This is a genomic window from Paenibacillus vortex V453, from assembly GCF_000193415.1.
Taxonomy (GTDB): domain Bacteria; phylum Bacillota; class Bacilli; order Paenibacillales; family Paenibacillaceae; genus Paenibacillus_AQ; species Paenibacillus_AQ glucanolyticus.
Map to the genome: position 1 here is coordinate 59,772 of NZ_ADHJ01000036.1, position 16,315 is coordinate 76,086.

16 protein-coding genes are annotated in these 16,315 nt (G+C 46.8%); 5 read left to right on the plus strand and 11 right to left on the minus strand.

Features of this window, described 5'->3' with window-relative positions:
- Window positions 1–3: 3 nt before the first annotated feature.
- From PVOR_RS17575 to PVOR_RS17615, 9 genes are all read right to left on the minus strand, one after another.
- Complete coding sequence (locus PVOR_RS17575; protein WP_006210767.1) at window positions 4–384, minus strand: VOC family protein; 381 nt, start codon at window positions 382–384, stop codon at window positions 4–6.
- Between the two features lie 109 nt (window positions 385–493).
- Window positions 494–793, minus strand: coding sequence for a hypothetical protein (locus tag PVOR_RS17580; RefSeq protein WP_231888069.1), 300 nt, complete (start codon window positions 791–793; stop codon window positions 494–496).
- 180 nt (window positions 794–973) lie between these two features.
- Complete coding sequence (locus tag PVOR_RS17585; RefSeq protein ID WP_006210769.1) at window positions 974–1,486, minus strand: GNAT family N-acetyltransferase; 513 nt, start codon at window positions 1,484–1,486, stop codon at window positions 974–976.
- Between the two features lie 25 nt (window positions 1,487–1,511).
- Complete coding sequence (locus PVOR_RS17590) at window positions 1,512–2,066, minus strand: GrpB family protein (protein ID WP_006210770.1); 555 nt, start codon at window positions 2,064–2,066, stop codon at window positions 1,512–1,514.
- 343 nt (window positions 2,067–2,409) lie between these two features.
- Window positions 2,410–3,138 (minus strand): class I SAM-dependent methyltransferase, encoded by a 729-nt coding sequence (locus tag PVOR_RS17595; protein WP_040680729.1) that lies wholly within the window; start codon window positions 3,136–3,138, stop codon window positions 2,410–2,412.
- Window positions 3,139–3,303: 165 nt separating this feature from the next.
- Window positions 3,304–3,579, minus strand: coding sequence for a CD3324 family protein (locus tag PVOR_RS17600; protein WP_006210772.1), 276 nt, complete (start codon window positions 3,577–3,579; stop codon window positions 3,304–3,306).
- Window positions 3,580–3,747: 168 nt separating this feature from the next.
- Window positions 3,748–5,262: a serine hydrolase gene (locus tag PVOR_RS17605; protein ID WP_006210773.1), complete on the minus strand. Its 1,515-nt coding sequence runs from the start codon at window positions 5,260–5,262 to the stop codon at window positions 3,748–3,750.
- A gap of 327 nt (window positions 5,263–5,589) precedes the next feature.
- Window positions 5,590–5,826 carry a hypothetical protein gene (locus PVOR_RS17610; protein WP_006210774.1) on the minus strand — a complete coding sequence of 79 codons (237 nt, stop codon included), beginning with the start codon at window positions 5,824–5,826 and terminating at the stop codon, window positions 5,590–5,592.
- A 32-nt stretch (window positions 5,827–5,858) separates the two neighbouring features.
- Window positions 5,859–6,962 carry a threonine aldolase family protein gene (locus PVOR_RS17615; protein ID WP_006210775.1) on the minus strand — a complete coding sequence of 368 codons (1,104 nt, stop codon included), beginning with the start codon at window positions 6,960–6,962 and terminating at the stop codon, window positions 5,859–5,861.
- 260 nt (window positions 6,963–7,222) lie between these two features.
- Here PVOR_RS17615 and PVOR_RS17620 point away from each other — a divergent pair, with 260 nt between their 5' ends.
- Window positions 7,223–8,146, plus strand: a complete 924-nt coding sequence (locus PVOR_RS17620; RefSeq protein ID WP_006210776.1) for a cation diffusion facilitator family transporter — start codon at window positions 7,223–7,225, stop codon at window positions 8,144–8,146.
- Between the two features lie 415 nt (window positions 8,147–8,561).
- Here the strand turns inward: PVOR_RS17620 and PVOR_RS17630 are convergent, their stop codons facing one another.
- Window positions 8,562–10,343, minus strand: a complete 1,782-nt coding sequence (locus tag PVOR_RS17630; RefSeq protein ID WP_006210778.1) for an ABC transporter substrate-binding protein — start codon at window positions 10,341–10,343, stop codon at window positions 8,562–8,564.
- A 289-nt stretch (window positions 10,344–10,632) separates the two neighbouring features.
- On the opposite strand from PVOR_RS17630, the gene PVOR_RS17635 reads away from it, so the two are divergent.
- From PVOR_RS17635 to PVOR_RS17650, 4 genes are read left to right on the plus strand one after another with little or no spacing between them, the layout of a single operon-like run.
- A complete protein-coding gene (locus tag PVOR_RS17635) occupies window positions 10,633–12,231 on the plus strand; it encodes a spore germination protein (protein WP_052649297.1) in 1,599 nt (532 codons plus the stop codon).
- A gap of 3 nt (window positions 12,232–12,234) precedes the next feature.
- On the plus strand, window positions 12,235–13,359 hold the full coding sequence (locus PVOR_RS17640; RefSeq protein WP_006210780.1) for a GerAB/ArcD/ProY family transporter: 1,125 nt from the start codon (window positions 12,235–12,237) through the stop codon (window positions 13,357–13,359).
- Window positions 13,360–13,363: 4 nt separating this feature from the next.
- A complete protein-coding gene (locus tag PVOR_RS17645) occupies window positions 13,364–14,557 on the plus strand; it encodes a Ger(x)C family spore germination protein (RefSeq protein ID WP_006210781.1) in 1,194 nt (397 codons plus the stop codon).
- 12 nt (window positions 14,558–14,569) lie between these two features.
- Window positions 14,570–14,770, plus strand: a complete 201-nt coding sequence (locus tag PVOR_RS17650) for a CLC_0170 family protein (RefSeq protein WP_006210782.1) — start codon at window positions 14,570–14,572, stop codon at window positions 14,768–14,770.
- Between the two features lie 102 nt (window positions 14,771–14,872).
- Here PVOR_RS17650 and PVOR_RS17655 read toward each other — a convergent pair whose 3' ends face one another.
- Window positions 14,873–16,153, minus strand: coding sequence for a histidine--tRNA ligase (locus PVOR_RS17655; protein WP_006210783.1), 1,281 nt, complete (start codon window positions 16,151–16,153; stop codon window positions 14,873–14,875).
- Window positions 16,154–16,315: the final 162 nt, after the last annotated feature.

Below are 16,315 nucleotides of genomic sequence, written 5' to 3' on the forward strand. Positions count from 1 at the left end.
CACTCAGGTTTGTTGTTTCTTGCCAACGGCAATCCAGCGCCCATCCACATCCTCAAACACAAACTCATGGTTGTTATAATCCGTCGTGGACAATGGTCTGACAATCTTCACATCCAGGTTCATTAAATCTTCCTGAATTTCGTACTGATTACAAGTAATAAAATACGCATCATATCCGTAGCCATAACGAATCCGATTCGGCACGACTTCAATCTCCGACTTGGTTAACACGATCTCTATGGAATCCTGATAGAGACACACATGCGGTTCTCCTGAATCCAGATAGGCAACCGCACGAAACCCAATCCGCTCATAGAACTCGATTGTTTTTTGAAAATCAGCGGTCGGAAAGATTTGCAAGCAGTGCGTAAAACCTCTATCCATGATCCTATCTCCTGTCTTGTTATCAATTATTTGTCTTTCTCGTTTTCTCGCTTAAAATTCCCGGTCACTTAGCCATGATCAGTTGGACATCTTTAATGTTTGCTTCTTTTCATCTATCCATGTTTTTTGCTGTAGTACCAAACAGATGAAGGATACCCAAGTAGAATGGGTACAAGGCCAATGCAGCCATGGCAATAAGTCCTGTCACAGGGTTAGGTTGATCTGCTGGTTCGGTGATCGGCAGCCATGAAACGAGAATACTGACCAGTATCACGAAATAGGGAAACCACAGGATAAGCGAAAAATAACTTGCTTTACGGCCATCCAGCCAATGCCTGATCAGCTTCGGAAACGCAATGTTGGATACGGTGATGCCAGCCACGCAGAAGGCCAGGATTAGCTTGTTCACATGACTTAACTCCCAACCTGTTACTCGACTGATTCGGTAAACATTGGCCATCAGTTCAAGGACTGCGAAAGGGAACATTGCATACAAAAAACTCGAAACATTTAATCGAATGAAGAATCTCATGTACCCATCTCCCGGCAATCCTAAGAATTGAAGAATTTATCCTCAGTGGAAAATGATTTATTTCCCTAACTCCTTAATTAGATATAAATTCAGATCATCATCAGCGCATACCATTTCGCCGGGAACAACAGGCACAAGGTTGTACATAATGCCGTTTCCGTCGGGAATGTAACCGCGCCGGGCATAGATTCTTTGTGCTGGACCATAGTCCTTGTACAAGCCCACACCAATTCCGATACGCGGCAGCTTTTTACTCACGATGGTTTCGAATTGTTCAATGATCCTGTTCGCTACACCGTTCCTTCGGTACTCAGGAAATACGTTCAGATCATTGATCTCCGGAATGTTCTGATCTCGAAAGTACGGATAGTCCGATTCATATTTCAAGTGGGCAACTCCGGCCAATTTGTCATTAACAAAAGCTAACATGGTGACACGAATACCAATCTGGTTTTCAAATTCACACAGATTATAATACTCTTCCGAACGGTGTATATTTTGCTGCTGGAATCCTTCTTTCCAGGTGCATTTAAGCTCCGTGCTATCTAATACTTTCAATATAATTTCCATACGATGTACCTCACTGATATGTATTTTATGGGAGGAGGCTTCCTTGTCCTCCGGATAACTCCAATACTCGGTTTACAAAATCTGATTTTCCTACCGTATAGCCCTCGCGATCATGCCGGAAGACGGTGGACAACTCTTTCTTCAAAATGGCGTATTCCACAACCCATTCTGGATGATGAAGGAGTGCATCCCGAAAAACAATATGCCTATGCAATTCACGGCTTTTTTGATCGCAGACATATACATGTTGAGCAAGTTTCAATTCAAGCCCATCGCTGTAGGGGACATAATCATCCTTTCTCCCAAAAGCCTCTCGGCCCTCGACGCCTAAATTCCCCTGATGATAATAACCTAGGGTTTCGAGTTTCGCTATAACTGTAGGAAGCGATTTCATAGAATCGATCACTACATCGATATCCAGAACAGGTTTTGCAGCCAGCCCCGGGATGGAGGTGCTCCCTACATGCTCGATTCTCAATACATCGTTACCAAGCGTATGCTCAAGTATGGTTTTGATCTCAAGAAACTTTTTTGGCCATTCCGGATTGTACTCTTCGATGATTACGGGTTTTGGACTCATATGTACGAGATGCCTCCAGTAATTGTGTAATGTGTAACGAACAGGTCTATGATGATTTACCTGTAAGACCGTATTTCAGCCTCAATCGCTTCCGCATCTTGATGCTCTAGCCCATGCAAAGCCTCTTGCAAATGCCGTTAACCTCTATTTTAATAGTTTTCCTGATGTTGGTAAATCATTAAGAAACAATATTTATAATTTTGTCACCATTTCTCTGACAGTATAAAGCGCGGTTCCATATAAAAAGCGGCCAAGACACTCGTCTTAGACGCCATTTCCTCCTGTACCATACCAGATCATATACCGCGTTCCACGTATACTGCAACAATGGCCCGTCTAGCCCCTATTTTCTTGCCGATATCAATAGAAACATGGGGCGATGGCATTCCTCTTCCCATTCCGGATGGGACATGATCTGTTCATCGGACGGCCCCCAGTCTTCTACATGGGTAATCGTGAAACCCAGCCCTATCATCATATTCAAGTAGGTTCCCATCGTCCGGTGCTGCTTAACAACGCCTTCGGCTAACCAATTCGTCGTACGCATCCCCTCATATTGGTAGTTATCAACAGGCCATGTGTTGTGTCCATTTGGATGCTGGATCCATTCAGGACGGATCGATGCGGTGTATATCGGATGCTCAACAGAGCACACCAAGCTTGCCCCAGGTTTGAGTGATGAGTACACTTCCCCCATCAGACCCGACAAGTTCTTAATATAATGAAAAGCCAGGGAGCTGTAGACCAAGTCATATGACTCCGGCTCTAATTCCAGGACCTCCATATCGGCTCGAATATAAGTAATATGAGAATCCTGCGTTTCGGCCCTTCCCCGCGTCAGCATGTTCTCGGATACATCGACCCCTAACACCTTAGTGGCACCGTGTTGTCTGGCCCAGCGGCTGAACCATCCGAACCCGCAGCCTAAATCCAGCACATGAGCTCCGGTTAGATCCGGCAGCATGGATCGCAGGCTCGACCATTCAGGAGCACCATCCAGTCCGTGGACAGATCGGCTAAGTTGACTATACCCTTTAAAGAATTCATCATTATCATATATGTTTTGAGTCATAAACATGAAGCTCTCCCTTCTTAGTTATACCTGATCTAAACTTAGCTTCTTTAGGCTGACAACTCAAGTTCATGTTTAATTCTGAATGAATCAGGATCGCGCGAAAGAAGACATAAAGCGACATCTGATGAATCCGCGTGGGTATCATCGAATGTCGCTTTATTTCTAGAGTTTCATTTTCTCACTCCGAATAATTCTACGGATGGATGGCTCCGTTAAATAATATCGCTCGGATAGGGCTTGAATGGAATCACCCTTCACATAGCTCTCCAGAATCATCTGATTCCGGTTATTCAGAGCCTTCTTGACCCCGGTTTGCTCTCCCCAGGACTTCCGATTCTCCGACTTTCTCGGAATATAAATATAACTTCCATCAATATAATGTTGAATGGTTTTGACTATGTGTTCAGGCAAAATATCTAGTGCTTTCTCGTATTTCATTCTCCCTGCTCCTATCTACATAGAATCGTGTAAATAGCGAGCAAAGCACTCACATGAAATATAAGCCGCTATGGGTATAGAAGTAGGCTCCGAACAAATCTTTGTTCGCTTATCTCCGTGCTGCTTTGCTCGGAGCCTGATTTAACGGTTTGAACGGTTGTGCTTCTACTATGAGCCATGCATTTCACCTCGCTGAAAAGAATGGGATCGTTCATTATTATTTTCTATTCTAACAAATTCAATTTCCCTCGTGCCAGGTTCAAATAACAACATGGTAGAAAATTGGCAAACATGCCCGTTTGAACCCAGTTGAAAGGTCACGGACGTTTTAATGTTAAACACGGCAATATAAAGTTCAAACTGGAGGTCGCTAACGTGTGTGAGGGGGAACTGCATGGAATTGAAGGTTGCCCGAAGTTCTCCCTCATCCAGCTCAACAACCATTTTGCCGTATCCCGGGTGTTCATAGGCTCCCGTAAAATGCAGTAATGAGAGCGTTAATGGAATGACGGGTGCTTTCACGTCCGGAAGTGTCTCACCCTCTGCTGTCGGCTTAATTTCCACCTCGGATGCTTTCATTTTTTCCAGCGCTTGCGCACTCCAATCCTCTACCTCTCCACCCAGCATACGGTCAAAAATATGATTGGCAATCAGCACGGGCAGGGGGGTGCCATTGAGATTCGATAAAACAACGACACCTATTTGCTCCGCCGGAATAAAGGCGACATGAGCAGTGAACCCATCAATATTACCTCCATGATATACCATGCGTGATCCGCGATACGGCTCGATTGCCCAGCCAAGACCGTAACTCGCCATATTCGTCTGGTTCTGATTGATCTCCGTCATGTCACATACCATGTGGGGCGAATGTATAGCTTGAAGCATTTCTTTTGACACGATGTGCTGGTCATCATAGATCCCATGATTTATCTGAAACTTTACCCAGTGTGCCATGTCCTTTATGTTGGAATTAATTGAACCCGCCGGACCAATGGTATCGATGTTGCGGAATGGTATTGGTTTAGCTTGTTCTTCGAGAAGTATGTAAGGCATTGCAAAATCGTGCTGAAGCTGCGTCTGATCCACCGAGAACTGACTTGAGGTCATACCAAGCGGTGTAAATATCCGGTTCTGCACAACCTCTTCCCAAGAAGAATCACTTACATATTCCACAAGATATCCTGCCACCATGTACATTATATTCTGATACTGCCACTTCGCCCTGAAATCCTCATTCGGCTCCAGATATTGCAGACGATGTATGATCTCTTCTCTCGTCAGGGCGGAATTGTACCACATCAGATCATGTCTGGGTAAACCGGAACGATGGCACAACATGTCCCTGATGGTGATTCTCTCCGTTGCAAAAGCATCAAACATTTTGAAGGTAGGGAAATATTCCTTGACGGGCTTGTCCAAATCCAGTTTCCCTTCATCCGCCAGGATTCCAGCAGCGAGCGCAGTAAAGGCTTTCGTGGATGAACCGATGGCAAAGATGGTCTCACTTGTCACAGGAAGTCCCTGATCGATATTTCGATGACCATAACCCTCCATCATGATGATCTCATGATTCTTCACAACCGCAACAGATAATCCGGGAACCTTCCACGCCTTCATCTGCTCTTTGATATAGGTATGGATCCCGTTCAATGATTCCATACCGGTTAATAACTCACTCATATCATCGGCCCTCTCCCTCACGCTTCGTTCATTCGATCACAATGATTTTGTGCAACTTGTAATCTTGGACATTCGACGTGCCCACACGGGATACCTTGTAGTACGGTTACAAGTAACCACTATTCTCTGACGCTTATCTATTAAGAAGAGAGGGATCAAGAAGAGTTTGGGATGTACGAACCCGGGCCTCGTCCCCTATACGCGAGTCAGGATCAATATGTGGAAAACTTGAAACAAGCATAGTTGTATACGTGACAAAAAAGAAGCCTAAGGATCTATATCCTCAGGCTACGATCAACAACACGATCCATTTGTTTTACACGCTGATTAAATATCTTTACCTAAATAGATCACTGTCAGGTTATGATTCATAACCTTTTCCTTAAACTTGGTATAACCTAATCTTTCGTAAAATGCGAGATTTTTCGTGCTTTTGTGACCTGTGAACAGCTCTGCCCGGTTAACATCACTATAATGGTTCTCAACAGCGTTCATGTAAGCATCGTGCTGTAGGTCAAGTATTGCAGGTAAATCCCCGATTTCTGCTTTGCCGATGGCGATCATTTTCCATGAGCTCCTCTCCATATAGGTCCTTTTTATGGCTGCACAGCCTCTAGCAGCTTCTCATTCAACACACGGAAGGCTTCTTGAATGGCTTCCCTCGGCGTCTTGCCGTATCGTTCCCCTATATGAACCTCAGATTGGCAATGATCTTCACTTGCCTCTTTAAGATAACTGATAAATCCGATGCCGGTCGTATTGTAAATATCCATTAGGATCGGTTCAAGCTGATTCTTGCCCAGTTGAAAGTACACATGAAACATGTTGGATACCGGAACTATAGGCTTAGTGACAACGGCATGACACTGATTAAACATCGCAGCCAGCTCTTTGGCCTCTTCATAATAACGGCCCATCTTCTCTATTCTCTGTTTATAATAGTACTCCGAGCTGATGATATACGGGTACAGACTGACTAAATCACCGCCATGACGCCGCTTCCATACTTTGGACTTAGCCAGGAAATCATTGTCGCCAGCCAGAATGGCTCCGGCAATCCCTCCGATGCCCTTGTAGAACGACACATATACACTATCAAAAAGCGAGCAGATCTCTGCAGCGGTTCTCTGATAATAAGGCGTAATTTCAAACAATCTTGCCCCATCCAGATGCAGCTTTATGCCTTGAGATCGACAATAGGCCGAAATGGCCTCAAGTTCCGCGTAATCGGGCAGCTGCCCTCCGATTTCACGCTGCGGCAGTTCAAGCAGCAAACAAGCAATGTCGCTATTCAGATTCTGAACATCTTCGAGTGTGATCAAACGATCCTCGCCAGCAAGGAGAATTGTCTCAATCTGATGCAGCTCCTTAAGCCCATCCTCTTCGTGAATCTCCAAATGGCACAGCGGGTGATACGCTACCCGTTTCAGTTCGGCTTCATCACACCATATCCGCAGGGCAATCTGCTGCGCCATCGTTCCGCTTGGAAAAAACACGACCGATTCCTTCCCTAATTCGTCTGCCATAAACTTCTGAAAATCTTCAATAACGGCACCATTGCCGTACATATCTCCTGCCTGAGACCCGTCAACAGGCTGAAATGCCTCCAATAACACCTCGACATTCCTGCGGCTATGCCCAATCAATGGATATGTAGTCTCATTATAAGCTTCGCCAAGAGATTTATGTTGTTCGTTCATAAGGTCAGTCACTCCTTCTGTTCAATTGAGTGGATATGGCCGTGCCGGATGATGAATCGCCTGCCCCTTAAGCATACTAGATAACGAAACAAGTGAGAATTAAATTAATTTCAATTGAATAATTCCCGGAAAAACTTGACAACTCCTAATTAAAGAAATAACATTATATATGAACATATGCTCATATTTAATTCATGCTTGTATTACAACCATTTAATCAAAATGTTAACATCATTCATTTGGAAGGGGAGTTTTTGATTATGCATCAACATAACCATCAACACGGACATGATCATAGCCATCATGATCATGCCCGGTCAGGGAATAAGAAAGGACTTCGCATTGCCTTGATCATCACGGTTGGCATCATGATTCTGGAGTTTGTCGGAGGATTGCTGACCAATAGTCTGGCTCTGTTATCGGATTCGGGCCATATGTTAAGTGATGCCAGTGCTTTATTGCTCAGTTTGGTAGCTCTATGGTTTGCCACAAAGCCTTCATCACCGAATAAAACCTATGGATTTTACCGTTTTGAAATCTTGGCGGCTCTTTTAAATGGTGTCGCATTGTTTGTCATTGCCGGATTTATCGTGTGGGAGGCGATCCAGCGTTTCAATGACCCTCCGACTGTTGCCAGCGGGAGCATGATGCTGATCGCCGTTATCGGATTGCTAGCGAACCTTCTCAGTGCCTGGTTCTTAATGCGAACGGGTGATGTGAAGAACAATGTAAATCTCCGCAGTGCTTACCTTCACGTCATTGGGGATGCGCTTGGCTCTGTGGGTGCTATTGTCGCCGGGATTGTCATGATTGCTTTCGGCTGGTATATTGCCGATCCCATAATTTCCATCCTGGTATCGATATTAATACTCAAAAGTGCCTGGAGAATCATACAGAATACGGTTCATATTTTAATGGAAGGGGTACCGGCATCCGTAGACCCAGAGGCCGTAACGAAGTCATTGTTATCCATTACAGGGGTTACAGGTATCCACGATCTTCATATTTGGACGATTACGTCCAATTTCGACTCCTTGAGCTGCCACGTTGTTATCGCAGATGACATAGATAGCTTTGATGTTTTACAGCAAGCCATCGACCTTCTGGACACCCAGTTCCACATCGAACATGCCACGATTCAGATTGAGAATACCGCTATCGTTCATAAGAAGAATAAAGTCTAAAGCCCTTCCCTGCGGCAGCCCTGTAGTTCGTTAAAAGGGGAAAATCTGCTGCTCATGTTTACCCTTTTTACAAGTTCGGTGGACCTCCATAATGAAAGTATCAAGACATTCCGCATGGATGAAGCGAATTTATGAATGTCTTGCAGGGAGGTCACATGAACAACGATATATATACGCTGGAGAAGTTACATGAGTATCAACAGACAAGATTGGATGAACTTGATCGTCAGGGAAGATTCGTTATTTATGACGAGACAGGAATAAGCAAATCCCAACGCGCCGCCAAAAATGTCCGTCTTCTCGATAAGCTTTATGGCTTCTTTCGAAAACGCAGATCACGAAGAAGCCATCATAAATCTTTATAAATCAAAAAGAGCAAGCGAGGGTGTTCTCGCTTGCTCTTTTTGTTGGCGGATCACACCCGCCAAATTTGCTTAAAATCCAGCCAGCCCAGATTATTGATGACTACACCCTTGTATGATGAATGTAACTGCGCTTGAAACTTGGAATGAATCAAGAATGAGACCTGTGCCTCCTCCCGAAGCCTTTCCTCAATGTTCGCCAAGAGATTCAGCCTTTCCTTGCACTCCTCACTGGCAAGCGCATCATCAATGCATTCTTTCACCCAGTCGTGCAGCAACGGATCCATGAATTCCTTGACAACGCTGTCCTCCTGCTCGTAATTTTCGATCAAGCATACTTCTTCACCAGGCAGAACAAGACCTTGCAGGATACAATCCATATTACTCATCACTTCTGGTTTGTGAATGGTGTCCATCTTCTCTTCGCAGATGATCAATTGAATGCCAATGGCAGCGCATTGATTCTGAACCCATTCCGCATCTTTCATATGATGAGCGAGAGAACCCATTCGAATGGGGGAACCGTCATAACCTGACTGCTGCAGCAGTTGTTTAGCCAAATCCGGATCGAATCGATCTTTGTGGTAAGCCGCTCCATCGTCTATCAGAAAACCTCTGGCCGGATACAGTCTGTACTCCCCTAATTCACGTACCATTCCGGACCGATTGAGAATCAGGCTGAAAGCACGTCGAAATTCGATGGATTGATATGGCCCCGGCTTCCTCATGTTCCACGTAATCAAGGTGGTACAGCCGTTCAGAGATTCAACGGTGTCCATGCCACTCATCTCTTCCGTAGGATCGCTTGGATCCGAATCCTGCAGCAACCGCTCCCACCTGACATCAGAGTGCTCTGCATCTTCCGGCATGAAGATGATTTGGACGCTGTCCAAGTGCGGCCGCCCCTGATAATAATAGGGACTCGCCCGAATAGACAATCGATCCTCCGTCCATTCCTCTACCTGAAAAGGTCCCGTCCCCACAGGAAGCTTCCAGTATTGCTCCTCATTGAAACGGAGCAAATGCTGCGGCACAATCGACATGCACGTGGCAGAGAGATACCGTATAAAGATCCGATTCGGTTTATTGAGGATAAATCGAACTTCCCGAGGAGAGACCACTTCAACGTTTTTTAGTTCGCGTAAAATCCAGCGGTTTCTTTTGCGTCCCAAGCGTTCCACCGTAAATTTCACATCATCTGCGGTTAATTCTTTGCCGTCATGAAACAGAATCCCTTTCCGAAGATGGAAGGTCCAGACCGTTGCGTCATTGTTGTTCTCCCAGTGATGTGCAATCGCCGGAAGATACTGATCCGTAGCGTTCTCATAGATCACCAAGCGGTCGAATATCTGCTGGATCATATGAGCCGGAAAGCTGTAGTAGCATTCTGCGGGATCCAGCGTATCAATTAACCGGTAGACGGGAAGCCGCAAGGAATCCCTTGCTTCCTCTCCCTCCTTCTCCTCCTTGCAGAACCCGAAATGCCCATTCATCCATTCCACATAAGACTCATGCGTGCGGATTTCCTCACCGTAGTTGCGCATCAGCTCAAAGGCTTGTTTATATTCTCCTTTTTCCGTGAGCTGTTGTGCCGCTTCCTGCAGCAGCGCTTCCTTATCCGCCTGAAAAGTCAGCATGGAACGTATCCCTCTTCCACGGCCTGCCTTCCAGATGATCCATTCCTTCTCTTCCAGCTTGCGCAGAACCAGCTTGGCGTTTCGAGCTGAACAATACAGCGTGTTGGCAATCTGTTCAAGTGTTACTTCCGTAGCCATGCTGGCTGGAGCGTTAACAGCAAGCTTTTGGTGCAGCATAAAATATTGTTCGTGCAGCATTGCAATCCGCTCCCTCCTGGTAAATTCTATACGTTTTATTTTACTCGGAGATCGATGGGAGCGCGAGTGCCTTTTCGGTAGAAATCAATTATAGTCAAACATGACAAAAACGAGTTCAATGAATATTTGCATGGGACAATCTTCCTACACGTTATAAAGGACCTCCTCGAAACGTAGAGCATTATTTTCCACGACCGGCCTTTTTGTTGTTTTAAGCCAGAACGAATAAATTTCCTTAATCATGCAAGACTACCTGTATCTAGAGCAACATCATAAGGTGGTTATCCGCATGATACGATTTAGAAATCGAAAAAAACCGCAAAAAAATCCGAATCTGACCACTCGCAGAACGCCTGGTACACCAGAGAAACTGACGGGCTGCTTAGAGTCTGATTTAATGATCGTACGCTCCTGCTTAGGAGACAGTGACGACATCGAAATTCGCCATCTGCATATTTTCAATGAATTTCAAGGCGTTATCATCTACTACACAACCTTGGTTGACACCCTATCCATATATCGTGATATTCATAAACCACTGATGTATAAGCCTCGTCATCTGGAGGACAAGTCTATTCATTTGGATAATCTGATGGACACCCTGATGAATGAGACCTTGTACATTAGCGAAACGGCACGGGTATCTGATGGAGCTGACATTCTGGATGCCATTACAGAAGGCAGCACCGTGCTGCTCATCGATGGCATTCCCGGCGGCCTTGTGCTCGACACAAGGCAAATTGAGAAACGAGGTATCGAGCAGCCCCAAACCGAACATTCCATTCGAGGTCCGAAGGACGGGTTTATCGAGGTATTGGATTCCAACATCTCCCTGCTGCGTGCTCGTATCAAAGTGGGCGATTTTCGAATAAAAATTGTTCGCATTGGAAAAAGAACGAAAACCCGAGTCGCCTTATGTTACATCGAGAGCATGGCCAATCCCAAACTATTGAAGGAAGCGGAGAAACGACTTTCCAAGATTGACATCGATGGCATCCTGGATTCCGGCTATATTGAGCAGTTCATAGAAGATCATCCCTACTCCCCATTCCCTCAGGTTCAAAACACAGAACGACCGGATAAGGCCACTGCCTCCATCCTCGAAGGAAGAGTTATCATTATGGTCGATGGGTCCCCTTTCTCCCTTATCATTCCGGCGGTGTTCAACCAATTCTATCAAGTGACGGATGATTATTCGGAACGGTTCATCATGGGGAGCCTGGTTCGATTTATCCGGCTTCTGGCGATCGTCTTCTCCCTTATATTTCCTGCCCTGTACGTCTCCATTATCTCCTTCAATCCGGAGATGATTCCGACAGACTTCGCCGTGGCCGTGGCCGGTGGGCGGGCCGGTGTCCCCTTCCCTGCCGTTGTGGAAGTATTACTCATCGAGGTGTCTATGGAAGTGCTGCGGGAAGCGACGCTTCGATTACCGCAGCAGATCGGCGGTGCATTGTCCATTGTCGGCGTGCTTGTTGTTGGCGAGGCCGCCGTAGGGGCAGGCTTTGCCAGTCCGATCACGGTTGTCGTCATCGCGCTGACCACGATCGGTTCTTTTGCTACACCAGCCTACAATGCGGCCATCTCGATCCGAATGCTCCGATTCCCTCTGCTGATCGCCGGTGGGATGTTCGGGCTTTATGGCCTCATGATCGGTCTGATCATCATCATGAATCACCTGCTGTTCCTTGACTCGTTTGGCGTTCCATATATGAACCCGGTAACTCCGGTAAGCAAACAAGGGCTGAAGGATTCCTTGATTCGAGGACCGCTCTGGAGTTTCAAGAAGCGGCCCAGCCATCTGCATACCCTGGATGATGATCGATTAGGCTACGAAGGAGTGCCGAAAGCTGAACCTGTTCTTCAATCCAACAAGCAAGGAGAATAAGTCATGCAAGCTTCCTCACATATCACGGAGCGGCAGGTCGGTGCAGTGGTCATTAGTGCCATTATTGGTGTGGGCATACTTGCCCTGCCGCGAATAGCCGCAGAAGAAGCCAACACGGGGGCTCCTCTTGTCACACTGCTTGGAATCGGAATCGCGTTTATCGGTTTGCTCCTGCTCACGCTGCTGGGCATTCGCTTCCCTCGTGAGAGTATTTTCGAATATGGACAGAGAATTATAGGGCGCCCCTTGGCTTATGTGTTTAATACATGTCTGGCCGTCTTCTTCATCTTGCTGACCGCTCTGGCGGTGCGCGAATTCGGAGAAGTCATTACATCAGCCGTCCTCCGGCGGACTCCAACAGAAGTCACCATTATCACCATGATGATATTAGTCGTAATGGCTACAAGACAGAAGCTGTTGAAATTCACATACTTCCATGTCTTCTATCTCCCGTTCATATTAGTCCCGGGGCTTGCCATCGTCCTGGTGTCCTTGCAAAATGCTGAACTTCTGAATCTTCAGCCGATTATCGGGAACATTCCTGCACGATACGGAAAAGGGGCATTAACGATTGCCGCCTTGTTCCAGCCGGCTTTTATCGTTACACTGCTGATCCCGGCTATGCAAACGCCAAAAAAAGCAATCAAATCCTTTCTGGGCGGCATTTTCATATCAGGTACGCTGTACATGCTGATTGTCTGCGCCGCTGTAGCTGTATTCGGACCGCATGAGATCAATCATCTCATGTGGCCGACTCTGGAACTCGCGCGGGCCACCACCATTCCGGGTGACACCTTGGAGCGCCTCGATGCTATTTTTATCATCGTATGGGTGGTCTCGGTCTTTACCTCACTCGCAGCAAGCTACTATATATCGATTAATGGTGCCCAGAAGGTATTCGGAAGTCAGGATCATCGTTTCATTAGCCATTTCTTTCTCCCTTTCGTCTTTATTCTGGCGATGATCCCCAAAAGCGTGTTTTCCTTGTACGTGTTTGTGGAGATTGTGGGAATAATCGGACTGGTGCTGACCATAGGCTATCCCTTCATATTACTGATCGTGGCTTTATTGAGGAAAGTTAGAGGTGAACCGCATGGGAATTCTAGCGAAGTGCAAGAGACAGATTAGCTTTATGCTTCTGGTTTTATTAGTGCTCTCACTGACAGGCTGCTGGGATCGAATTGAAATCGAGGACCGGGCCTTGATTCTGGGGATTGGCATTGATGAGGCTGAGGAAGGGGCAAGCAGTACAGAAGATTTAACTACCCATTCCAGGGAAGAAGCAGCGCCGCTGGACAATCGCATGATTCGATTAACGGCGCAGATTGCCGTACCCGGCCGTATTCCGTTAGGTCCTGGCGGTAATGGAGGCTCGGCCGAGGGCAAAGAAGAACCGGTCTGGGTGGTTAGTGTCGTGGGACATACCATTAATGATGCCATGAATAATCTGCAGCAGGAAATTGCGGATCCCCGGTCATTGATTCATCTTCGAGTCATTGTTGTCAATGAGAACGTTGCACGTAGAGGCATGGACGATCTGAATGATTATTTGCGCCGTAATCAGGAGGTTCGCCGATCCACATGGCTGCTGATAACCGATAACAAAGCGGCGGATTTAATGGGAGTTGCTCCGCCATTAGAGCGGGTACCTACCTTATATTTATTGGCCATGCTTGAGAAGGCTGCCGACATGGGGAAGTTCCCGAAGAATTCTCTCTCCAACTATTGGAATAGTGAATCGAAGCTGGGGCAGAACGCCTACCTGCCCTACGTATCGATTCGTCAAAAAGAAAACATTCTGATTAAAGGCTTGGCCTATTTTAATTCCAATAAGCTGGTCGGTACGACCACACCCATCGAAATCGGTGCTTACATGGCGGCTAAGGGATTTAATCCCGGGGGTTATACCGCAATGTACAATGTTCCGGGTATTGGATTTGTTACGATCCGTGCTACAGAGCGCCAGTCCAACATCAAAGTCGACATACGGAATGGTAAACCTCACGCAACGATAAACGTCCGAATCCAGGCTGAATTGGCCGAGAAATACAGTCCCAAGCCAGGGATGGACGATCAGGAAGAGTTGAACATGGCTGAGAGGGGATTTAACCGGTTTGTCAAAGAAATGATCACGAGTTTACTTGAGAAAACTCAAAAAGACAAATCGGATATTATAGGTTTCGGTGAGATCGTAAGAGCAAACAACCGGGATTACTGGCACAAACACATTCGTGACAAAAATGACTGGGCCCTGTTGTACTCCAACATGACGTACACTATTCATGTGAGCTCCGATATAAGAAGAGTCGGCATGAAGGTAGATTAGGGGGGAATTGATATGGTTTCTGTGTTTAACTCTGCAGCTTATGCAAGCGTGATGCTCCTTGGGTCGGGTCTAATGATGCTGACGGTTGACCGGAAAAATTATAAAGCAAGAAATATGAAAAAGGAGTACCGCTATTCCATCATTTTAGGAGTACTGCTGATCGTGCTGTCCGTCCTTGCCATCTGGAGTTACTTTACGATATTTCATACTTGACCGATGGTATGTAGATGGAAAGACCCCGCGCTGCCGCTTCCGGCAATGCGGGGTCTTCGTGTATCCAAGCTGATGCAAACCGCTTGGTTCATGCGTGTTGATTCATGAATTCTGCTTCATGAATGCCACGACTTCTTCAAGCCGCATCTGAACCTCCGTATTCTCGTGCATATCCTTCAATCGCACCTGTCCCGCAGCCGCTTCCTCTTCGCCGATCAGAATGACATACGGGATGCCATCGGAAGAGGCCTTCGACAGCGTCTTTTTCAATTTCCGTCCGTTATGAGCGAATTCGGTACGTAATCCTTGGTTTCTGAGGACTGCAGCTGCTCGAAGCCCTTCCGGAATGGCATCTCCTATCGGAATAACAATCACCTGCGGCTTGCTCGTTCCCATTGGGCGGTTGCGGATCATTTCCATGATGGATTCCATTCCGAACGACAGCCCAACCGTCGGATAGGCAATATCATCCCTTCCGACGAGGTGTGCGATAATGGCATCATATCGTCCCCCTCCGCCCAGGCTTGAACGGTAGCTGCCCGAGACATCAAAGATTTCATATACGGTACCCGTATAGAAAGACAATCCGCGTGAAAGAAATGGATCGAACACACAATCCTGCTCAAGCCCTACTCGCTGCAGCATGTCTTGCAGCATCTGGACTTCACGTGCACCGGGGTTGTCGCCTACGCGGTATCTCCCGACAATCTGTTCGAAGGACGGCTCTTTAAGATCAACAAACTCAAGGATGTGATCGCAAACCTCAGGAGCCAGCACCTTGCTCACCAGTTCTTGCCGAACTCCTTCCCTGCCAATCTTCTCGATCTTGTCGAGCGTTAGCATTACCGTTGATTTCATCTCTGCGGGAACGCCCATCGATTCAAGTACCTCCCCCAAAAATCGGCTGTTATTCCATCGGAGGAGAACCGGAATCTCCAATCTCCGAAACGCTTCAACTGCGAGCTGCATCAGCTCGACCTCCGCTTCCGGACCCGGAATCCCCACCACATCGACATCGCATTGCAGAAATTCCCGCAATCTTCCCCGCTTAACGGGTCCATCCCGAAAGACCTTCCCCATCTCAAACCGTTTAAACGGCAGCTCGATACCGGGGTTAAAGGCAATCACCTTGGCAAATGGAATCGTCAAATCGTATCGTAGACCCAGGTCTCGCTTTCCCTGATCGGTCAGCTGATACATCTCCTTCTGAATTTCTTCTCCGCCTGCATACTTCGAAGATAACAGTTCCCGCTCATTCAGGATGGTGGATTCCATCTCCTCATAATCATAGCTCTCAAACACGTCGCGCAGTGTGGACTGCACCTTTCGCCGAACGGCCTGCTCCTTGCCAAAATAGTCGTATGTCCCTTTTACGTTCTGCACCTTAGATCATCCTTTCTTCTTCTGAAAATAAAAAACGCGCCGGACCTCTTGGTCCCGCGCGCTTGGTATGCGGCAGGGAGGCCAACGCGAACAGCGTCAGCCCACCCTGATTGGTTACAGGTGTGCTAACGCTGCTTGTGATGATGAAGTTGATTCCATTGG